The sequence below is a fragment of the Modestobacter sp. SYSU DS0290 genome, from assembly GCF_054050955.1.
The window spans coordinates 62,865-82,946 of record NZ_JBJHAI010000015.1; the positions used below are offsets into that span (position 1 = coordinate 62,865).

Sequence of the window (20,082 nt, forward strand, 5' to 3'; positions counted from 1 at the left end):
GGAGCGGGGCCGGTGGCCTGTCCGGCCCGTGCTGCGGAGGCCCCTGCGCCGGGCATGCGGCAGGATCGATCACCGATCACATCGACACGAAGGACACCTGTGACCGACACGACCCCCGCCAGCAACCCGGAGGGCCTGCTCTTCGCGCCCGCCGCCTCCGCGCCGACCGACGGCAGCGGCTACCGGCGGGTCCTGCTCAAGCTCTCCGGTGAGGCGTTCGGCGGCGGCAGCGTCGGGGTCGACGGCGGCATCGTGCACAACATCGCCGAACAGCTCGCCGAGGTCGTGCACAGCGGGACCCAGGTCGCCGTCGTCGTCGGTGGTGGCAACTTCTTCCGCGGCGCCGAACTGGCGCAGGCGGGCATGGACCGCCGGCACGCCGACTACATGGGCATGCTCGGCACGGTGATGAACGCGCTGGCGCTGCAGGCGTTCTGCGAGCAGATCGGGCTGGAGACGCGGGTGCAGACCGCGATCACCATGGGCCAGGTCGCCGAGCCCTACATCCCCCGCAAGGCCGTGCGGCACATGGAGAAGGGCCGACTGGTCATCTTCGGCGCCGGTGCCGGCATGCCGTACTTCTCCACCGACACCGTGGCCGCCCAGCGCGCCCTGGAGATCGGCTGCCAGGTGCTGCTGATGGCCAAGAACGGTGTGGACGGCGTGTACGACGCCGACCCCCGGACGAACCCGGACGCGAGCATGTACGAGGAGCTGGACTACGCCACGGTCCTCGCCAAGCAGCTCGGGGTCGCCGACGCCACCGCGATCAGCCTGTGCATGGACAACCGCATGCCGATCGTCGTGTTCAACCTGCTGCGTGAGGGCAACATCGCCCGCGCCGTCGCAGGTGAGAAGATCGGGACCCTGATCAGCCAGCCGGCGTGACCGGCCGGCTCCCGGAGGGGTGGCGGTCGCCGCATTCCGACCCGGGTACTGGTCGGCTGAACGCCGATCGACCAGACGGCCAGCACGGCGGCAGCCGCCGCAGGAGGAGAGAACCGTGATCGACGACACCCTGCTCGACGCCGAGGAGCGGATGGACAAGGCCTTGTCGGTCGCCCGCGAGGACCTCGGTTCCGTGCGCACCGGCCGCGCCGCGCCGTCCATGTTCAACAAGATCGCGGTCGACTACTACGGCGCCTACACGCCGGTGCCGCAGATGGCCTCGATCACCGTGCCCGAGGCGCGGATGGCGGTCATCAAGCCCTACGACATGAGCCAGCTGCAGGCCATCGAGCGGGCGATCCGCGACTCCGACCTCGGGGTCAACCCGACCAACGACGGCACGCTGATCCGGGTGGTCTTCCCCCAGCTGACCGAGGACCGGCGTCGCGACCTGGTCAAGCAGGCCCGCGCCAAGGGCGAGGACGCCAAGGTCGCCATCCGCAACATCCGCCGTCGCTCCAAGGAGGAGCTGGACCGCATCGCCAAGGACGGCGAGGCCGGCGAGGACGACGTGCGCCGCGCGGAGAAGGAGCTCGACGACCTCACCGCCACGCACGTGGCGGCCATCGACGAGGCGATGAAGAACAAGGAGACCGAGCTCCTCGACGTCTGATCCCGGTCCGGACCCGCGTGGTGCCCCGATTCCCGTCCCGTCCCGGACCCGAGGGTCCGGGGCGGGAGCCTGTCCCTGGCCGGGCCGGCGTCGCCGAGCCCGGCTGGTCGCCCGACGAGCCGGTGACCGCCCCCCAGCCGTCGGCCGCTGCTCCGGAGACCGGCGCGCTGCGGCGGGTCGGCCGGCCGCCGGTGCCCCCGCCCGGGGCCCGGGTCCGTCCGCCGTCGCCCGACGCCGCCGGCCTGCCGCCGGGCCACCCGAACGAGGAAACCGGGCGGGACGACGCCGGGGAGGGCCTGCTCGCCGACGACGGCGGCCTGCTCGCGAGTGGACGCGGCCCGGCCGCGACGCCCGGTGGCGGTGCCGCGGAGCACACGGCGGTGCACGCGGAGGACCACGCGCCGCTGACCGCAGTGCCCGGCGCACCTGGGGCCGAGGTGACCGGAGAGTCGCCCCAGGACACCCCGGCCGGTGCCGGTCGCGCCGGCCGGGACATGGGCTCGGCGATCGGTGTCGCGCTCGGTCTGGGTGTGGTGGTCGTGGCCACGCTGCTCGTCTGGCGGCCGGCGTTCCTGCTGGTGATCACCGTGGCCGTGCTGATCAGCGTCGTCGAGCTGGGGCGGGCGCTGCAGGCCGGCGGTCACCGCCCGCCGCTGCCCCCGGTGCTGGTCGGGTCGCTCGCGATGATGGCGCTCGCCTGGACCCGCGGCCCATCCGGGCTGGTCGTCGGCTTCCTGCTCACGGCGTTCGCGGTGGTCCTGTGGCGGCTCGGCGACGGTCCGGTGGGCTATCTGCGGGACGCCTCCGCCGCCGTCCTGGTGGCGCTGTACGTGCCCTTGCTGGCCGGGTTCGCCGTCCTGCTGCTGGTCCCCGACGACGGGGTCGCCCGCGTGCTGGCGTTCATCGTCACCGTCGTGTGCAGCGACACCGGCGGGTTCGCCGCCGGCGTGCTGTTCGGCAAGCACCCGCTCGCGGAGAGCATCAGCCCGAAGAAGTCCTGGGAAGGGCTGGCCGGGTCGGTCGCCGCCTGCGTGGTCGTCGGCGTCCTGCTGGTGACCCTGACCTTCTCCGGGCCGTGGTGGGGCGGGGCCCTGTTCGGCGTCGCGATCGCGCTGACCGCCACGCTGGGGGACCTCGGCGAGTCGCTGATCAAGCGCGACCTCGGCATCAAGGACATGGGGAAGATGCTGCCCGGCCACGGTGGGCTGATGGACCGGATGGACTCGCTGCTGCCCTCGGCCGTCGTCGCGTGGCTGGTGCTCTCGGTGGTCGTCCCGGCCTGATCAGGCGGGGCGCACCGCTTCCCAGCTGCGCCCGACCACGGTGAACCCACGCCGGCCGTACCACTGCCGGGGCCAGTCCTCCGCAGCCGCATCGAGCGTGACCAGGTCGCAGCCCGCCGTCGCGGCGACCTCCAGCACGCGGTCGAGCAGCGCGTTGCCGAACCCGCGCCGGCGCACCGACGGGTCGCTGAGCACCGACTCCAGGGACGCCGTCGCGCCGTCCACCCGCAGCTGCGCGGCCGCCACCACGGCGCCGCCGGACCGCACGGCCACGTCGGTGACCTGCACGACCCGGTCGTTGCGGTGCTCCCGGCCGACGAGCTGGCGGACCACCTCGTCCAGGTCGGGCTCCGTCTGCCCCAGCTCCGCCCGCCACGACCGCGCCCAGAGGTCGTGCACCTCGCCCTGCGGGACCAGGTCGGCGCGCCGGTCCACGGCGACCGGGAACGGAGCCCGGCGGGCCATCACCAGGTTCTCGGCGATCTGCCACCCGCGGTGGGCGAGCTCGGCCGCGACCGGCGCGGCGCCCGCGTGCAGGAGCGTCACCGCACGCGTCGGCCAGCCTGCGGTGGCGGCGACCTCGGCGGCCAGGGCCTCGACGTGCCCGGCCGGGACGTCTCCGGTGAGCAGCAGCCGGTTGTCGTCGCGCGAGTGCGGGAAGGCCGGGTCGAGGACGGCGACGCCGCCCGGAACCTGCAGCACGCGTGCCGCCCGGCGGGTGCGCAGCGACACGTCCATCGCCCGGGCCCGGGCGAGCGCGTCGTCGGGGGAGGGGAGCTCCAGGGGGCGGTCCGGCAGCCACGGGACCACGCCCACCACGGCGGTGGTCGGGAGGGAGCCGAGCAGGTGGGGGAAGCGCATCGTCGCCGGGTCCCCGGCGACGCCCGGCTCCCAGCGCACCGGATCGGTCAGCCGGGCCGGGTCGACGACGAGGACGACGAGGTCGTGGCGGTCCCGGGACAGCCGCTGCGCCGGCAGGTGCACCTGGTCCGGCGTCGACAGGTGCACGAAACCGACCTCCGCCAGCGAGGGCGGCCGCACCGCGCCGGCGTCCAGCGCCGCCCGCCAGTCGGCCGGCTCGATCAGGTGCAGCAGGACGCCGTCGGTCACGGGGCCACTGTGCCCGGCGCCCCGGAGGCCGACGGCACCGGGCGTGGCAGCATGCGCCGGTGGCCGAGCGGCAGGACCTCGCAGCCGAGGAGAGCGGACCGGGACCCACCGAGTGGGGGACGACCGTCGGCGTCGGCCCGTGGCCCGGTCCCTGGCCCACCGACCCCCGCTACGACCCCGAGCTGCTCGCCACCGGTGACCGCCGCAACGTCGTCGACCGGTACCGCTACTGGCGGATGGCGGCGATCGTCGCCGACCTCGACCGGCGACGGCATCCCTTCCACGTGGCGATCGAGAACTTCGAGCACGACCTGAACATCGGGACGGTCGTCCGCACCGCCAACGCCTTCCTCGCCGCCGAGGTGCACGTGGTCGGCCGGCGCCGGTGGAACCGCCGCGGGGCGATGGTCACCGACCGGTACCAGCACCTGCGCCACCACCCCGACGTCGCGGCGCTGCTCGCGCACGCCGACGCGGCCGGACTGGTCGTGGTCGGGGTGGACAACGGTCCGGGCGCGGTGCCCCTCGAGACGGTCCGGCTGCCGCGCGCCTGCCTGCTGCTCTTCGGGCAGGAAGGGCCGGGGCTCACCCCGGCGGCGTCGGCCGGGGCGGCGCTCACCGTCTCCATCGCCCAGTACGGCTCCACCCGCTCCCTCAACGCCGGGGTGGCCGCAGGCATCGCCATGCACACCTGGATCCGACAGCACGCCGAACCTCCCGCGGCTGGCGAGACCTCACCAAAGGTCTGACGCGCGTCGTCAGATGTGACCGCCCCGTCACGCCGGGCCGGGGGCGTCCCGCAGGGGAGCATCCGAGGCGCGGTCGACGGGACCGGTCGTGCTCGGGCGATCGGTGGGACGGTCGCCGGTGAGGAGTGGGTGTGGGGTCGGGCCGACCAGAGGTCGATCGGGCGACGGGCGAGCACCCGGCGGAGCCGCGAGCCGGCGCCGGCGACGCCCCGGACGCCGTCGAGCCTGCTGCGGACGCCGGGCCGGTGCAGCCGGCCGACCAGCTGCCCCCGCCGCAGACCGACGGACCCGCCGAGGCCGACCCGCGCGACGCCTGGGAAGAGGTGTGGCTGCCCTCCTGGATCGCCGCGGCCGACGGGGACCCGGGGGAGCGCAGTGTCCCCGGGTCAGCTCCCGCTGAGCAGGTGTCCGGTGACGACGTCCTCGCCGAGGACGCGGCCGCCGGCTCCGAGTCGGACACGGAGGTGCGCACCGCCGACCACCGGGCCGAGCTGATCCGGGCCGCCGCAGAGCTCGATGAGGAACTGGCCGCGCTCCGCCGGGCGGAGGAGGAGCGGGCCGTCGTCCGCGCCGAGGTGGCGCTGGCCGCGTCCCGCCTCGCGGACGAGGTGCTCGCGGTGGAGGCCGCCGCCCGGCCACCCGCGCCGGCGCCTGCCGCCGTCCCGACCGCTGCCCCGGTCGCTGCCCCGGCCGTCGGGCCGCCGGTGCGCTCGGTCGCAGGCCCGCCGGTGCCGCCGCGTCGGTGGGCGCGGGTCCTGGTGCCGCTGGTCGTCCTGGTGATCGCCGGGGTGTTCGGCGCCGTCGCCGGCTTGGGCGGCGGTGGCGACCGCGACCAGCCGGCGGTCGCGGCGGCCGCTCGGGACGCCTCGGGCGACAGCTCGCCGAGCACCTCGGCGAGCCGTCCGCGCCGCCCCTCGGTGGCGCCGCCGGCGGTGCCCCCGGCGGTCGAGCAGCCGCTGCCCTCGGCCTCGGAGTCGGTCGACGCCCCGGCACCGCCCCAGGCGGCCGCGCGCCGCGAGGTGGCGGTCGTCGGCCCGGCCGTCCCGGCGCCGGTGGTGGCCGACCCGCCGGCCCAGGCGCTCGCCCCCGCCCCCCTGGCGCCGCCGTTCGTGGCCCCGGCGCCCGTCCCGGCTCCGCCGGCGGGCGACGGGCCGGGGCGCCTGCCGATCCGGCCGACCACGCCTCCGGTCACCACGCCTCCGGTCACCACGCCGACAGGGGCACCGGTCACGACGCCGCCGACGACACCTCCGGTGACGACGCCGCCTCCGGTGACGACGCCGCCGACGACGACGCCGCCGGTGACGACGCCTCCGACGACGCCTCCGACGACGCCTCCGGTGACGACGCCTCCGACGACGCCGCCGACGACGACGCCCCCGGTGACGCCGCCGACGACGACGCCCCCGGTGACGACGCCGCCGACGACGACACCCCCGACGACGACACCCCCGACGACACCTCCGCTGACGAGCGGACCGACCACCGGCCCGTCGTCGGACCCGACCACGGAGCCGCCGTCCGATCCGGGCGGCCGCGACGCGGACGTGCCGTTGATGGCCCCGGCCGTCCCCCGCTGACCCCTGCGGGGGAGCCATCTCACGCCGCGCGTGTGCCGGAGCGGCCGGGGGAGTGGGACGATGTACACGCCATGACTGCTCTCCCCCTGGTCTTCGACGCCCCGCGCCGCACCAAGCCGCCCCGTCACCTCGCCGACCTGACCCGTGCGGAGGCGCGTGCCGCGGTGACCGAGCTCGGCCACCCGGCGTTCCGCGCCGACCAGCTCGCTCGGCACTTCTACGCCGGCATCACGGACCCGGAGCAGATGACGGACCTGCCGGCCGCCGCCCGCGCCGACCTCACCGAGGCGCTGCTGCCCGGGCTCCTGACGCCGGTGCGGCACCAGTCCGCCGACGGCGGGCGCACCCGCAAGACGCTGTGGCGGCTGCACGACGGGGCCCTGGTGGAGAGCGTGCTCATGCGCTACCCCGACCGGGCCACGGTGTGCATCTCGAGCCAGGCCGGCTGCGGCATGGCCTGCCCCTTCTGCGCCACCGGCCAGAGCGGCCTGACCCGCAACCTCTCCGCCGCCGAGATCATCGGCCAGGCGGTCGCCGCGGCCGCCGCCATGGCCAACGGTGAGATCCCCGGCGGGCCGGGCCGGCTGTCCAACGTCGTCTTCATGGGCATGGGCGAGCCGCTGGCCAACTACGCCCGGGTCCGCAAGACCCTCGATGCGCTGCTCACCTCGGCTCCGCACGGGCTGGGGCTGGCGCAGCGCTCGGTGACCGTGTCGACGGTCGGCGTCGTGCCGGCGATCCGCAAGCTCACCGAGGAGGGCCTCAACGTCACCCTGGCGGTGAGCCTGCACGCCCCCGACGACGAGCTGCGCGACACCCTGGTGCCGATCAACACGCGGTTCAACGTGGAGGAGGTGCTCGGTGCCGCCGACGACTTCGCCCGCCGCACCGGCCGCCGCTACTCCATCGAGTACGCGCTGATCCGCGACGTCAACGACCAGCCGTTCCGTGCTGACCTGCTCGGAAAGCTGCTGGCCAAGCGGCTCGCGCACGTCAACCTCATCCCGCTGAACCCCACCCCGGGCAGCAAGTGGGACGCCAGCCCGCTGCCGGCCCAGCGTGAGTTCGTCGCCCGGCTGCGCGCGGCCGGCGTGCCGACGACGGTGCGCGACACCCGTGGCCAGGACATCGACGGCGCCTGCGGCCAGCTCGCCGCGGCCGACCGGGTCGACGGGGTGCCCAGCGTCGCGGTGGCGACCCCGGAGGTCGAGGAGGGCGTGCCGCTCGGGTCCGAGTCGGACCAGGAGTGAGCGCTCCCGGGGTGCTCCCGGAGGCCGGTGCCCCGGAGCACACCCACGCCGACGTCTCCGGCGGCTGGCTGCGCGCCGCCGTCTTCGGCGCGATGGACGGGCTGGTCACCAACACCGCGCTGGTCGCCGGCGTGGGCGCCGGCGGGGCAGCTGCGCGCACCGTCGTGCTCTCCGGGGTGGCGAGCCTGGTCGCCGGCGCGATCTCGATGGCGCTCGGGGAGTACACCTCCGTGCGAACCCAGAACGAGCAGCTCGAGCTCGAGGTCGCCAAGGAGCGCGGCGAGCTCGAGCGCAACCCGGCCGGCGAGCGGGCCGAGCTGGTCCAGCTGTTCCGCGACCGCGGCGTCGACGCGGACCTGGCCGAGCAGGTGGCCACCCAGCTGTCCCGCGACCCCGAGACGGCGCTGCAGCTGCACGTGCTGGCCGAGATGGGGGTCAGCGCGGCCGACCGGCCCTCACCGCGCGTCGCCGCGGTCTCCTCGTTCCTGACGTTCGCGACCGGGGCGCTGATCCCCCTGCTGCCCTACCTGCTGGGGTGGCCGCTGCTGTGGGCCGCGCTGGCCAGCGGCGGGCTGGGGCTCGCCGTGGCCGGTGCGCTGTCCTCCCGGTTCACCCCGCGGCCGTGGTGGTCCGCCGGTCTGCGGCAGCTGCTGTTCGGAGCCCTGGCGGCCGGGACCACCTACCTCATCGGCCTGGCGATCGGCGTGAGCGTCGGCTGATCCTGCCGTTCCCGGCCCGCCGGGAACGGCAGGAGGCCCGCCCCCGTGGGGAGCGGGCCTCCTGGTGTCCCGGGTGGGTCAGACCGCAGCGCCGGTGCCCCGGTGACGGCGGGTGGCCACGAGGGCGCCGGCGCCGGCCAGGACGAGGACGCCGCCGAGCACCAGCGGAACCGTCACGTCGGCACCGGTGTAGGCCAGCTGGGGGCCCGCGGCGGCGATCGTGACGGGGTACTTCAGCACGGTGCCATCGGCGCGGGTCACCCACAGCTCGTGCTCGCCGGCCTCGACGTCGGTCGGCAGGGTCAGGGCGGCGCTGAGGGTGCCGGTGCCGTCGGCGGTGTGGTCGCCCAGGTCCCGCGGGGTGGAGTGCAGGGTCCAGGCGGTGAGCTCGCCGGGGGTGTAGCCGGTCAGGTTCAGACGAAGCTTCTGCCCGGGGGTGAAGGCCTTCTCGGGGGTGAGGGACTGGCCGGGGGCAGCCGTGACGGTCGTGACCCCGTTGGCGACCGAGACCTGTGCCTTGGCGGGCGCAGCGGCCGGAGCGGCGCTCCCGACGGTGACGGAGGCGACCGGGTAGTCGGTGACCTCCCAGTAGGTGTCGCAGGCGCCGTACACGGCGTAGGTGCCCGCAGCGGTGCCGGCCGGGAACGTCAGCGACGCGGTCCAGGTGCCGTCCTCGGCCACCTCGACGGCGGCCTCCTCCATGCCCTGGACATCGGTGCCGGCATAGGCGAGCACCGTCCCGACCGGGTCCTTGCCCATCTGGATGCACTCGGTGCCCGAGACGGTGAACGCGGTGCCGGCAGCCACGTTGCTCGTGCTGAGCGACAGGGCGGGCAGCGCCTCCTCGGCGAGGGCGACGGAGGGCAGCGCCACGCCGACGACGGCGGCGCCGACGGCCAGCCCGGTCGCGGTGGCGATGCGGAACGGGGACACGCGGGACATGGGGGCTCCGGTTCTCAGTGGCGGCCCGGGGTGGGCCTGTTGGCGCAATGTGTATCGGCTGAGTTCTCCAACTGCTGTAGATGTCGACGGCGACGCGCCGTAGAGCACGTCATCTTCGGACAATTCCGATCAGCGATGTCCAGATCGCCGACCGTGGGGGCTGTGAAGTCGTGACGAACTGCGGCTGACAGTCCAGTTGTTGGACGGTCCTCCGGTCGGCACGTGCCGCTGGGAACGGGGCGGGTGGCGCAGCAGCCGGACACGACGAAGGCCCGCCCCCAGGGTGGGGGCGGGCCTTCCGAGGTGCGGCAGGTCAGCGTGAGCGCCAGGCGTTCTTCCGCCGCCGCCAGTCCCAGACCAGGAGCCCCGCGAGGTAGAGCGCGAAGCCGAGGATCCACAGGTCCTCGACCTGCCCCTCGTGGTTGCCGATCAGGAAGGCGAGCACCACCAGGACCATGAACCAGCCGCCGATGCGGCCCCACTTGCCGGCCTCGCCGTGCCACCCCCAGTCCTCGGGGGTCTCGTGGGTGATGGGGGCCTCGCCCGCACGGACGATGCCCTCCACACGATCGGACTGCTCGACCACCCGGGCGCTGGTCTGGTGGCCCTGTCCCCGGCCGCTGTGCTCGCTCACGGGCGTCATCTTGCCAGGCCGCACGGCTCGGCACCCGATGGGCGCGGGCGTGGCGTCCCGGCGCGGGTGCCGACCCGGTCACCGGGCACAGGCGAGCCCTGCCGCGGCCACCGCCTCTGCGGTCCGGTCCGTCGCCCGCCGGGCGATGGTGCCGCCCAGGGGCTCGCTGACCGGCAGCACCTGCACCTGGCCCAGGTCGGCGTTGGCGAGCCCCGCCAGCTCGGCCATGGACGTGTCCGGGTCGACCGCGACGGCGCCCGAGCCTGTCCAGGCGACCGCCTGGAGGCGCCAGGGGCGCAGCGTGGCGCCCCGCACCTGTTCCGCGAGGGCGGCGAGCACCGTCCCGGCTGCGGTGGCCCGGCCGTCCGGGTCGACGGGGGCCGCGCGCCATGCCCCGTCGACCAGGTGCTCGGGGTGGCGTGAGCGCACGAGTGCCAGGGCGGTCGCCCCGTCGACGTGCTGACGACCGGCCTCGTCGATCTGCAGCCCGGCCGGCTGGTCGCGCACCGGTTCGGCCACCTCCAGCTCCAGCCCGCCGGCTGCGTCGACGACGGCGGCGAACCCGGCCAGGTCGATGGTGACCAGGTGGTCTGTCGGGATGCCGAGGCCGCAGAGACCCGCCACGGTCGCTCGTGCGCCGTCCAGCCAGGTCAGGGCGAGTCGCTCGGTGTTCGTGCTCGTCCGTACGAGGAGGTCGCGGGGCACCGACCAGGCACTGGTCCCGGCATCGGTCTGGTGCACCACGACGACGACGTCGGCGCGGGATCCCGGCACGTCGTCGGCGGTGCCGAACTCCGCGACGTCCGTGCCGGCGGGCAGTCGGTCGCGGGAGTCCAGCCCGACGAGCACCCAGGTGCGGCCGTCCGCGTCGCCGGGGCCGCCGGAGAGGTCCACGTCGAGCCGGTCGACCCGCGCGCCGACGACGGCGACGTCGGCGACCAGGGCGAGGAGCAGGGCGGTGAGCACCAGCAGGCTGGCGCGCAGCCGAGGGCGGTGCGCGAGGGGGCCTGGACGCGCCGAACGCCGGCCAGGGAGACCCTGGCCGGCGTCCGGCGCGTGCGGTGTGGTCATGCTCAGGCCTGCGAGGCCCCCGAGGCGCGGCGACGGGTGACCATGAGGGCGCCGCCACCGAGGGCGACCAGGCCGGTGCCCAGGGCCAGCGGCAGGGCGATGCTCGCGCCGGTGTAGGCGAGGCGGGGGTCACCGGCGCCGGCGACCTCGAACGACTCCTGGAAGTAGGTCACGGTGCCGTTGTAGACCAGCGTGTGGTCGCCGACCGGGGTGCCGGCCGGGACGGTGAACTCCGCGGTCAGCACGCCGTTGCCGTCGGCCTTGAAGGTGCCGACGGTCTGCGGGGTCGAGTGCAGGGTCACTGTGACCTCCTCGAAGGGCTGGAAGCCCTTGATCACCCGGACGACCTTCTCGCCGGGAGCGGCGAGCGTGTCGGTGAGGGCGCTGGTGGCCTTGGTGGCGGCCACGCCCGGGGTGATGGCCTTCGTCCCGAGGACACCGGTGACGACCGGCGGCGCAGCCGTCGGGGCCGGGGTGGTGGTCGGCTGGCTCAGGGCGCCGTCGGCCACGACGGTCACGGTCACCGGGGGGTACGTGCCGCCGTCGACGTAGTAGTCGCAGTCGATCTCCAGCTGGTACGTGCCCGGCGTGATCTCCTGGTACATGCCGATCTCCAGGGTCCAGCTGCCGTCTGCCTCGGCCGTGGTCCAGCCGTCGAAGTAGCTCGGGTTCGGGCCCACGTAGTAGACGTCCGCCGGGTGCAGGGCATCGGCGGGGGCCTGACACCCGGTGCCGGTGACGGTGATGGTGTCGCCCACCTCCACGGTCGCCGACTTGATCGTCGGCTGGGGCAGCGTGTCCGCGGCCAGGGCGGCCGGGGCGAGCGCCACACCCAGGGTGGTGGTGCCGAGGACGAGGCCGGTCGCCACGGTGGCGCGGAACGGGGACACGCGGGTCATGAGCTTCTCCGTCTGATCGGGGGCCCGAGTGCCGAGCCGTCGAGATGAGTATCGGCACGGATTTGGCTGAGCTGTAGCTGTGCACGACGACACGCCGGAGAGAGGACCACAAATGCACGGAAGGGGCGGATGGTGTCCAGATTCCAACTGGCGCACGTTGTGCCATATGGCCATTTCCTTGGTCAGATGACGATCCATCGGACGTTGTGGGGTCGCCGTGTCGTGCCCACCCGGCGTGGGCACTCGGGGTGCCTTGGCAGGATCGGCCCATGAGCGAGCCGCGCACCGTCACCGTGCTGGGGTCGACCGGGTCGATCGGCCGGCAGGCGATCGACGTCGCCCGGCAGTTCCCCGACCGGCTGCGCATCACCGGTCTGGCAGCCGGCGGCGGGGACGTCGGGCGACTGGCCGAGCAGGCGCTGGCACTGGGCGTGCGCACCGTGGCCGTCGCCCGGGCCACCGCGGCGCAGGACCTCCAGCTGGCCTTCTACGCCGCCGCCCAGCAACGTGGCTGGGCGCAGGGCAACTACGCGCTGCCGGAGATCCTGGCCGGTCCGCGCGCCGCCCAGGAACTCGCCGCCCGCCCCGCCGACGTCGTCCTCAACGGCATCACCGGGTCGATCGGACTGGGCCCGACGCTGTCCGCGCTCGCGGCCGGCCGCACCGTCGCGCTGGCCAACAAGGAGTCACTCGTCGCCGGGGGTGACCTGGTCACCGCCGCGGCGGCACCGGGCCAGCTGGTCCCGGTCGACTCCGAGCATTCCGCCCTCGCCCAGTGCCTGCGCGGCGGCGCCCGCGGGGAAGTGGCCCGGCTCGTGCTCACCGCCAGCGGCGGCCCGTTCCGTGGCCGCACGGCCGCCGAGCTGGCCGGCGTCACCCGGGAGGAGGCGCTCGCCCACCCGACCTGGGACATGGGGCCGGTGGTGACGATCAACTCCGCCACCCTGGTCAACAAGGGTCTGGAGCTGATCGAGGCGCACCTGCTCTTCGGCGTCCCCTACGCCGACATCGACGTCGTGGTGCACCCCCAGTCGATCGTGCACTCGATGGTCACCTTCGCCGACGGCGCCACCATCGCCCAGGCCAGCCCCCCGGACATGCGGCTGCCGATCGCGCTGGCGCTGGCCTGGCCCGACCGGTTGCCGGGCGTGCAGCCGGCGCTGGAATGGTCGACCGCCAGCACCTGGGAGTTCATGCCGCTGGACGCCGAGGTGTTCCCCGCCGTCCGGCTGGCCCGGCAGGCGGGTGAGGCAGGGGGCGTCGTCCCGGCGCTGTACAACGCCGCGAACGAGGAGGCGGTCGCGGCATTCACAGCCGGACACCTGTCGTTCCCGGCGATCGTGCAGGTGATCGCGCGTACCCTCGACGCCGCGCCGGACCTCGGCGCACCCACCTGCGTCGAGGACGTGCTGGCCGCCGAGAGGTGGGCCCGGGAGCACGCCCGCGCCGCCATCGCCGGAGGCTTCAGCTGAGCGGGTTCCTCCTGACGGTCCTGGGGATCGTCGCCTTCGCCGTCGGGCTGCTGTTCAGCATCGGCTTCCACGAGTTCGGGCACTTCTACTGGGCCCGGAAGTTCGGCATGCGGGTGCCGCAGTTCTTCGTCGGCTTCGGCCCGACGGTGTGGTCGCGCCGCCGCGGGGAGACCGAGTTCGGCATCAAGGCCGTGCCCCTGGGCGGCTTCATCCGGATCGTCGGCATGATCCCGCCGGCCGAGGAGGGCGAGAGCAAGCGCGCCACCCGGATGCGCAGCTTCATCGCCGAGGTCCGCGGCGCCGCGCTCAACGACGTCCTGCCCACCGACGGGAACCGGGTCTTCTACAAGAAGCCCTGGTGGCAGCGGGTGATCGTGATGGCCGCCGGGCCGCTCCACAACCTGGTGCTGGCCGTCCTCTTCTTCCTGGTCCTGCTGGTCGGCATCGGCCTGCCGACGGTGAGCCCGACCCTGAAGGCCGTGCCCGGGTGCGTGCTCCCCGCCGGCGCGGCGAGCGCGGGCGCCGAGGACCCCTGCGCCGTGCCGATCACCCCGGCCGGCGAGGAGTGCACCCTCGGTGCGCCGGACTGCGCACTGCCCCCGGCCGGGCCGGCCGCCGAGGCCGGGCTCCGGGCCGGCGACACCGTGCTCGCGATCGACGGCGAGCCCCTGCCCGAGGCGCCCGACGACGGCTGGGACGCGCTGGTCGAGACCGTGCAGGCCAGTGCCGGTGAGCCGCTCACCCTGACCGTCGCTCGCGAGGAGGACGGGGGCACCCGGGAGCTCCTCCTGACGGTCACCCCGATCCAGAACACCGTCTACACCGACCCCGACGGGGACGGGGCGCCCGACGGGACCGCCGAGGTCGGGTACCTGGGCGTGGAGTCCGCGCAGACCTACGTCCGGCAGCCGGTGAGCACGTTGCCCGGCTACTTCGCCGACGTGGTCGGCGAGTCGGTGCAACGGCTGATCGGCATCCCCGAGCGCATCCCGCAGCTGTTCCGCGCCGCCTTCCTGGGCGAGGAGCGGGACCGGGAGGGTCCGATCGGGCTGGTCGGGGTCGGCCGGCTGTCCGGGGAGGCGTTCGCCTTCGACGGGTTCACCACCACGATGAAGGTCAGCTTCTTCGTGGGGCTGCTGGCCAGCCTCAACCTGATCCTGTTCCTGTTCAACCTGCTGCCGATGTACCCGCTGGACGGCGGGCACGTGGCCGGCGCGCTCTACGAGAAGGCCCGGTCCACCGTCGCCCGGCTGCGGGGCCGGCCCGACCCGGGCCCGTTCGACATCGCCCGGCTGATGCCGGTGGCCTACGTCGTCGCCGGCCTGTTCGTGCTGCTGTCCGGGCTGCTGGTCATCGCCGACGTGGTCAACCCGATCACGCTGCGCTGAGCGCCGTCGCCGCAGCAGGGCGGCGGTCACACCGGGCGTGGCGGCGCCGCGGTGGCGGGGAGGGGGATACTGATCGGCATGGCGACCCCCGTCAGTCTCGGCATGCCCGCAGCTCCTCCACCGGTCCTCGCGCCCCGGCGCAAGACCCGTCAGCTCGACGTGGGGGGCGTCGGCGTCGGCAGCGACTCCCCGGTCAGCGTCCAGTCGATGTGCACCACCAAGACCGCCGACATCAACGCCACGCTCCAGCAGATCGCCGAGCTGACCGCCTCGGGGTGCCAGATCGTGCGGGTGGCGGTCCCCGACACCGACGACGCCGAGGCGTTGCCGATCATCGCCAGGAAGTCGCAGATCCCGGTGATCGCCGACATCCACTTCCAGCCGCGCTACGTGTTCGCCGCGATCGACGCCGGTTGCGCCGCGGTCCGGGTCAACCCGGGCAACATCAAGAAGTTCGACGACAAGGTCGGCGAGATCGCCAAGGCGGCCAAGGACGCCGGCACCCCGATCCGGATCGGGGTCAACGCCGGCTCCCTGGACAAGCGGCTGCTGGCCAAGTACGGCAAGGCCACGCCGGAGGCGCTGGTCGAGTCCGCCCTCTGGGAGTGCTCGCTGTTCGAGGAGCACGACTTCCGCGACATCAAGATCTCGGTGAAGCACAACGACCCGGTGGTCATGGTGCGCGCCTACGAGCTGCTCGCCGCCCAGTGCGACTACCCGCTGCACCTGGGCGTCACCGAGGCCGGGCCGGCGTTCCAGGGCACCATCAAGTCCGCGGTCGCCTTCGGCGCGCTGCTGTCCCAGGGCATCGGCGACACGATCCGGGTGTCCCTGTCGGCTCCGCCGGCGGAGGAGGTCAAGGTCGGCAACCAGATCCTGGAGTCGCTGAACCTCCGCCAGCGCGGCCTGGAGATCGTCAGCTGCCCCTCGTGCGGGCGCGCCCAGGTCGACGTCTACACGCTGGCCAACGAGGTCACCGCCGGGCTGGAGGGCATGGAGGTGCCGCTGCGGGTCGCCGTGATGGGGTGCGTCGTCAACGGCCCGGGCGAGGCCCGCGAGGCCGACCTCGGCGTCGCCTCGGGCAACGGCAAGGGCCAGATCTTCGTCAAGGGCGAGGTGGTCAAGACCGTGCCGGAGGCGCTGATCGTGGAGACCCTCATCGAGGAGGCCCAGCGGATCGCCGCCGCCCAGGTGGCCGACGGCACCCCCTCGGGCCCGCCCGTCGTCACCGTCTCCTGAACCTGCCGGGCTGAGAGAGCGGGGGCCGGGTGCTGCGCGCGCCATCGGCGCGGGTCCTGGACGCCGACGAGGAGGGCGCCGTCCGCGACCTGCTGGCCACCGACCCGGTCGCCGCCTGCATGCTGGCCGGCCGGATCGAGGCCCACGGGACGTCGGCCTCCGTCCTGGGTGCCCCGCTGTGGGGCCTGTGGTCGGGACGGCGGCTGGACGCGGTCTGCCTGGCCGGGGCCAACCTGATCCCCTTCGCCCGCCCGGGCGCCGAGCAGGCCGCGGCCACCGCCTTCGCCGACCGCGCCCGCCGCGCCGGCCGGCGCTGCTCGACCGTGGTCGGGCCGGCGGCGGCCGTGCTGCCGCTGTGGGAGCTGCTCGAACCCTCCTGGGGCCCGGCGCGTGAGGTCCGGGCCCGCCAGCCACTGCTGGCGATCCAGGGTCCACCGGCCGTGCCGGTGGAGCCCCGGGTGCGGCCGGTCCGGCTCGACGAGCTGGACACCCTGCTGCCGGCGGCGGTGGCGATGTTCACCGAGGAGGTGGGGGTCAGCCCGCTGCGGGTCGACGGCGGCGCCGGCTACCGCGCCCGCGTGGCCGAACTGGTCCGGGCGGGGCACGCGCTGGCCTGGATCGAGGACGGCCAGGTGCTGTTCAAGGCCGACGTCGGTGCCGTGTCCCGCGCGGCCTGCCAGCTGCAGGGCGTGTGGGTCGCGCCGCACCTGCGCGGGCAAGGGGTCGGTCAGCGGGGCACCGCGGCGGTGGTCGAGCACGCCCGCACGGTGATCTCCCCGGTCGTGAGCCTCTACGTCAACGACTACAACGGGGCCGCGCGCGCCACCTACGAGCGGGTGGGGTTCCAGCAGGTCGGCACCTACGCCTCGGTGCTGTTCTAGGCGGTCCCTCCCGCCCGGCCTGTGAGTCCCGGGGCTGGTGGTGCGGCGGCCTCGGTTCCCGGCGCGGCGTCTGCCAGGGTGGGTGCGTGCGTGCACGGGGACTCTCGACGGGACAGGCCGCAGGACGGGCGACGGCGGTGGCGGGGACGGCGGTCCTGCTGCTCGGACCGCTGCTGACGGGGTGCTCGTCGGACCCTTCCGACGACGTCCGCGCCGCGGCGGAGGCGTTCCTGGCGGACTGGTCCTCCGGCGACGTCGCCGCCGCGGCCGGCCGGAGCACCGACCCGGCGGCGGCCACCGCCCTCCTGGAGCAGACCGCGACCGACCTGTCCGGCGCCGACCTGTCGGCCGAGGTCGGCGAGGTCCGGGTCGGGGAGGACGGCGCGGCGACCGTCGACTGGACGGCCACCTGGGACCTGCCCGCGGCACCGGACTGGGAGTACCCGGCGACCCTGGCCCTGACCGAGGGAGAGGACCGCTGGGAGGTGGTCGCCGAACCGGCGACGGTGCACCCCGAGCTCGGCACCGGCCAGCACCTCCAGCTCGCGCGCACGCTCCCCGAGCGCGCGCCGATCACCGACGGCACCGGCGCCCCGCTGTTCGCCGAGACCGAGGTGGTCAACGTCGGCGTCGACCCGGCCCAGGTGACCGACCTCCCCGCGCTGGCCCAGGAGCTCGCCGCGGCGACCGGGGTGGACGCGGCGGAGATCACCGCCGACGTGCAGGCCGCGCCGGCCGGCCAGTTCGTGCCGGTGATCACCCTGCGGCGTCCGGACTTCGAGGCGATCCGGGCCCAGGTCTACGACCTGCCCGGCGCGGTCTTCCCCCCCAGCACCCGGCTGCTGGCCCCCTCCCCGCGGTTCGCGGTCGGGCTGCTCGGCCGGGTCGGCCCGGCCACCCAGGAGGTGCTGGACGAGAGCGCGGCCGACGGCGAGCCGCAGTACGCCGCCGGCGACCAGCTCGGCCTCTCCGGGCTCCAGCGGCAGGCCCAGGAGCAGCTGACCGGCACCCCCGGGTTCACCGTCTCGGTGATCAGCACCGACGAGGCCACCGGCGACACCGGCCGGGTCGTCGCCACCGTCGACCCGGTGCCCGGCACGCCGCTGCAGACGCCGCTGGTGCCCGCGCTGCAGAACGCCGCGGACGCCGCGGTCGCCACCCAGCCGCTGGCCACCCACCTGGTCGTGGTGCGTCCGGGCACCGGTGAGCTGCTCGCGGTGAGCTCGAACGAGGCGGCCAACCCCTCGTACGCCCTCTCGGGCCAGTTCCCGCCCGGGTCGAGCATGAAGACGATGACCGCGACGGCACTGCTGGACGCCGGGGCGGTCACCCCGCAGACGCCGGTGCCCTGCCCGGGGACGACGGTCGTCGACGGCCGGGAGTTCGAGAACGAGGACCAGTTCGACCTGGGCACGGTCCCGTTCACCCAGGCGTTCGCCGAGTCCTGCAACACCACCTTCATCCAGCAGGCGCTCGCCCTGCCCGACGATGCGCTGGCCCAGGCGGCGGCCTCCTACGGCGTCGGGTCGGAGTGGGATCTCCCGGTCGGCATCTTCAGCGGCCAGGTGCCCAGCACGAGCACCGGCACCACCAAGGCCGCCGACGCCATCGGCCAGGGTGACGTGCTGATGAGCCCGGCCCAGCTCGCGCTGGTCGCCGGCGGCATCGCCAGCGGCACCCCGGCCGCCCCGGTGGAGGTCGTCGGTGCGGAGGCGGCCGGGCCGGCACCGGCCGGCCCCGGTGCGGCGGTGCTGGACCAGCTGCGGCCGCTGATGCGGGAGGTCGTGCTGAGCGGCACCGCCACCGCGCTGGGCGACCGGGGCGAGGTCTTCGGCAAGACCGGCACCGCCGAGTTCGGCACCAACACCCCGCCGGACTCCCACGGGTGGTTCATGGGCTACCAGCTGGGCGGCCCGCAGGGCGACATCGCCTTCGCCGTCCTCGTCGAGGCCGGGCAGTCCAGCAGCGCCGCGGTCGCCGTCGCCGACACCTTCCTCGGCAACCTCGGCTGAGGTGTTAGAGGCCGGGCAGGGCGCTGGTGACCGGCGTCCGCCCGGCCGCCGTGCGCCAGCCGACGGCGCGCAGCTCGGCGGCGGCGAGCTCACGCACGGCGAGCTCGCGGGTCGCCGGCTCGGCGGCCTGGTCCAGCAGCCACGTCCAGGACCGGGAGGTGCCCTCCTCCACGGTCGTCGCGAGCGCTGCGGCGTCCACCGGCGAGAGCACCGGGAAGGGCAGCGCGTACCCAGCCTCGGCGGGCACCGGGTCGACCCCGCGCTCGGCCAGGAGGGTGAGCAGCGCGTCGCGGACGTCCCGGTGGGCCTCCTGGGCCGCCGCGACCACGCCGCGGTCGCCCTCGGGCCAGGCCGCTCCGACCACGCCGTAGCCCCAGATGGCCGCACGGGTGGCGGCCAGCGCCTCCTGCAGCGCTGCGTTCTCGCGGTCGGCCGGGGTCGCCGAGCCGCTCGCCGGGGTGCCGCCCTCGGTGCCGTCAGCCATCGCCGTGCCGCCCTCCACCTCGTCGACCGTGTCGCCGTCCGTGTCGCCGTCCGTGTCGCCGTCCGTGTCGCCGTTCGGGCGTCCCCGGACCCGTTCGATCCGTCATGCCAGCAGTGCGTCCTGGCCGCGCAGTCCGGCGGCGATGCTGCCCAGCAGGGCCGCGCGGGCACCGCTGAAGGTGGGCGCAGCGGCGGTGTGCGCGTCGGCCGCGGCGGTCACCTGGGTGCGCAGCCACGCCCGCGCGCCGGCCGGGTCCGGCACCCCGGCGGTCGCGGGGGTCGAGCTGCTCGCGGCCGTGGAGCTGCTCGCCACCCCGGGCGCCGCCGCCTGCAGCCGGTCGAGCTGGGTGCGGGCCTGCTCGGCCAGCGTCCCGGCGCCGGCAGCCAGCTGGGGGTCGGCGGCGAAGGCCTGCTCGTAGGCGCCCACCAGGGTCTGCTGCACCGCCAGCTGCGCCGCCAGCTGGTCGACCTGCTGCGGCGTGACCGCGTCGGCGGGGTCGCCGCCGTCTGCGGTGCAGGCGACCACGGTCGACGCGGTGCCGACCAGGGCGGCCGCGAGCAGGGTGCGCCGGGAGAAGGCGCCCGCGGGCGGGGGAGGGGAGCCGGCAGCGGACATCGGCGTCCATCCTGGCAGCCGATCGGCTCCGGCCCGGGGGTGACGCACCGGTGTGCCTCCCGGAGTCCCTCGCTGGCGGTGAGCGCGTCGGCAGCCGGGCGGTAGCCTGACGGTTCACCCCCACGCGCCCGGGCACCCGCTGTACAGCGGTCCGCTCCCCGGCCCGCGAGGTGACGCCCGCACCGCACGACCA

Annotated in this window: 19 protein-coding genes; 12 read left to right on the forward strand and 7 right to left on the reverse strand. The window is 75.0% G+C overall.

Annotated features, from left to right (window positions below):
• Window positions 1-99: 99 nt before the first annotated feature.
• The 3 genes from pyrH to ACI795_RS13500 all read left to right on the forward strand — a co-directional run bounded on the left by pyrH (window position 100) and on the right by ACI795_RS13500 (window position 2,844).
• Entirely contained in the window at window positions 100-888 is a 789-nt protein-coding gene (gene pyrH, locus ACI795_RS13490; protein WP_457076034.1) for a UMP kinase, read from the forward strand.
• Between the two features lie 115 nt (window positions 889-1,003).
• Complete coding sequence (gene frr, locus ACI795_RS13495) at window positions 1,004-1,561, forward strand: ribosome recycling factor (protein WP_457076035.1); 558 nt, start codon at window positions 1,004-1,006, stop codon at window positions 1,559-1,561.
• Window positions 1,562-1,683: 122 nt separating this feature from the next.
• Window positions 1,684-2,844, forward strand: a complete 1,161-nt coding sequence (locus ACI795_RS13500; RefSeq protein ID WP_457076036.1) for a phosphatidate cytidylyltransferase — start codon at window positions 1,684-1,686, stop codon at window positions 2,842-2,844.
• Here ACI795_RS13500 and ACI795_RS13505 read toward each other — a convergent pair whose 3' ends face one another.
• On the reverse strand, window positions 2,845-3,954 hold the full coding sequence (locus tag ACI795_RS13505) for a GNAT family N-acetyltransferase (protein WP_457076037.1): 1,110 nt from the start codon (window positions 3,952-3,954) through the stop codon (window positions 2,845-2,847).
• Window positions 3,955-4,013: 59 nt separating this feature from the next.
• Here ACI795_RS13505 and ACI795_RS13510 point away from each other — a divergent pair, with 59 nt between their 5' ends.
• From ACI795_RS13510 to ACI795_RS13525, 4 genes are all read left to right on the forward strand, one after another.
• The gene (locus ACI795_RS13510) at window positions 4,014-4,703 is read left to right on the forward strand and encodes a TrmH family RNA methyltransferase (RefSeq protein WP_457076038.1); all 690 of its coding nucleotides are present in this window, start codon (window positions 4,014-4,016) and stop codon (window positions 4,701-4,703) included.
• Window positions 4,704-4,834: 131 nt separating this feature from the next.
• A complete protein-coding gene (locus tag ACI795_RS13515) occupies window positions 4,835-6,283 on the forward strand; it encodes a hypothetical protein (protein ID WP_457076039.1) in 1,449 nt (482 codons plus the stop codon).
• 71 nt (window positions 6,284-6,354) lie between these two features.
• Window positions 6,355-7,533: a 23S rRNA (adenine(2503)-C(2))-methyltransferase RlmN gene (gene rlmN, locus ACI795_RS13520; protein ID WP_457076040.1), complete on the forward strand. Its 1,179-nt coding sequence runs from the start codon at window positions 6,355-6,357 to the stop codon at window positions 7,531-7,533.
• Complete coding sequence (locus tag ACI795_RS13525; protein ID WP_457076041.1) at window positions 7,530-8,252, forward strand: VIT1/CCC1 transporter family protein; 723 nt, start codon at window positions 7,530-7,532, stop codon at window positions 8,250-8,252. The genes rlmN and ACI795_RS13525 overlap by 4 nt, the downstream gene beginning before the upstream one ends.
• Before the next feature lie 78 nt (window positions 8,253-8,330).
• Here the strand turns inward: ACI795_RS13525 and ACI795_RS13530 are convergent, their stop codons facing one another.
• The 4 genes from ACI795_RS13530 to ACI795_RS13545 form a co-directional block, all read right to left on the reverse strand.
• Window positions 8,331-9,194: an LPXTG cell wall anchor domain-containing protein gene (locus ACI795_RS13530; RefSeq protein ID WP_457076042.1), complete on the reverse strand. Its 864-nt coding sequence runs from the start codon at window positions 9,192-9,194 to the stop codon at window positions 8,331-8,333.
• Window positions 9,195-9,507: 313 nt separating this feature from the next.
• Window positions 9,508-9,828 carry a DUF2631 domain-containing protein gene (locus tag ACI795_RS13535; RefSeq protein WP_457076043.1) on the reverse strand — a complete coding sequence of 107 codons (321 nt, stop codon included), beginning with the start codon at window positions 9,826-9,828 and terminating at the stop codon, window positions 9,508-9,510.
• Between the two features lie 78 nt (window positions 9,829-9,906).
• On the reverse strand, window positions 9,907-10,794 hold the full coding sequence (locus ACI795_RS13540; RefSeq protein WP_457076044.1) for an LCP family protein: 888 nt from the start codon (window positions 10,792-10,794) through the stop codon (window positions 9,907-9,909).
• A 107-nt stretch (window positions 10,795-10,901) separates the two neighbouring features.
• Window positions 10,902-11,798 (reverse strand): hypothetical protein, encoded by an 897-nt coding sequence (locus ACI795_RS13545; protein WP_457076045.1) that lies wholly within the window; start codon window positions 11,796-11,798, stop codon window positions 10,902-10,904.
• A gap of 269 nt (window positions 11,799-12,067) precedes the next feature.
• Here ACI795_RS13545 and dxr point away from each other — a divergent pair, with 269 nt between their 5' ends.
• From dxr to ACI795_RS13570, 5 genes are all read left to right on the forward strand, one after another.
• Window positions 12,068-13,270: a 1-deoxy-D-xylulose-5-phosphate reductoisomerase gene (dxr, locus tag ACI795_RS13550; protein ID WP_457076046.1), complete on the forward strand. Its 1,203-nt coding sequence runs from the start codon at window positions 12,068-12,070 to the stop codon at window positions 13,268-13,270.
• Complete coding sequence (locus ACI795_RS13555) at window positions 13,222-14,658, forward strand: M50 family metallopeptidase (RefSeq protein WP_457076047.1); 1,437 nt, start codon at window positions 13,222-13,224, stop codon at window positions 14,656-14,658. The genes dxr and ACI795_RS13555 overlap by 49 nt, the downstream gene beginning before the upstream one ends.
• Before the next feature lie 78 nt (window positions 14,659-14,736).
• On the forward strand, window positions 14,737-15,897 hold the full coding sequence (ispG, locus tag ACI795_RS13560; RefSeq protein ID WP_457076048.1) for a flavodoxin-dependent (E)-4-hydroxy-3-methylbut-2-enyl-diphosphate synthase: 1,161 nt from the start codon (window positions 14,737-14,739) through the stop codon (window positions 15,895-15,897).
• Window positions 15,898-15,926: 29 nt separating this feature from the next.
• On the forward strand, window positions 15,927-16,778 hold the full coding sequence (locus tag ACI795_RS13565) for a GNAT family N-acetyltransferase (protein ID WP_457076049.1): 852 nt from the start codon (window positions 15,927-15,929) through the stop codon (window positions 16,776-16,778).
• A gap of 86 nt (window positions 16,779-16,864) precedes the next feature.
• Entirely contained in the window at window positions 16,865-18,790 is a 1,926-nt protein-coding gene (locus ACI795_RS13570; protein ID WP_457076050.1) for a penicillin-binding transpeptidase domain-containing protein, read from the forward strand.
• Between the two features lie 4 nt (window positions 18,791-18,794).
• Here ACI795_RS13570 and ACI795_RS13575 read toward each other — a convergent pair whose 3' ends face one another.
• Window positions 18,795-19,292 carry a ferritin-like domain-containing protein gene (locus ACI795_RS13575; protein WP_457076051.1) on the reverse strand — a complete coding sequence of 166 codons (498 nt, stop codon included), beginning with the start codon at window positions 19,290-19,292 and terminating at the stop codon, window positions 18,795-18,797.
• An 84-nt stretch (window positions 19,293-19,376) separates the two neighbouring features.
• Entirely contained in the window at window positions 19,377-19,889 is a 513-nt protein-coding gene (locus ACI795_RS13580) for a hypothetical protein (RefSeq protein WP_457076052.1), read from the reverse strand.
• Between the last annotated feature and the right edge of the window lie 193 nt (window positions 19,890-20,082).

What these genes read in the sequence shown, in the direction of transcription:
- ACI795_RS13530 (WP_457076042.1), bottom strand. Translation starts at nt 9,194, where the DNA reads ATGTCCCGCGTGTCCCCGTTCCGCATCGCCACCGCGACCGGGCTGGCC.
- dxr (WP_457076046.1), top strand. Translation starts at nt 12,068, where the DNA reads ATGAGCGAGCCGCGCACCGTCACCGTGCTGGGGTCGACCGGGTCGATC.
- ACI795_RS13545 (WP_457076045.1), bottom strand. Translation starts at nt 11,798, where the DNA reads ATGACCCGCGTGTCCCCGTTCCGCGCCACCGTGGCGACCGGCCTCGTC.
- ispG (WP_457076048.1), top strand. Translation starts at nt 14,737, where the DNA reads ATGGCGACCCCCGTCAGTCTCGGCATGCCCGCAGCTCCTCCACCGGTC.
- rlmN (WP_457076040.1), top strand. Translation starts at nt 6,355, where the DNA reads ATGACTGCTCTCCCCCTGGTCTTCGACGCCCCGCGCCGCACCAAGCCG.
- ACI795_RS13580 (WP_457076052.1), bottom strand. Translation starts at nt 19,889, where the DNA reads ATGTCCGCTGCCGGCTCCCCTCCCCCGCCCGCGGGCGCCTTCTCCCGG.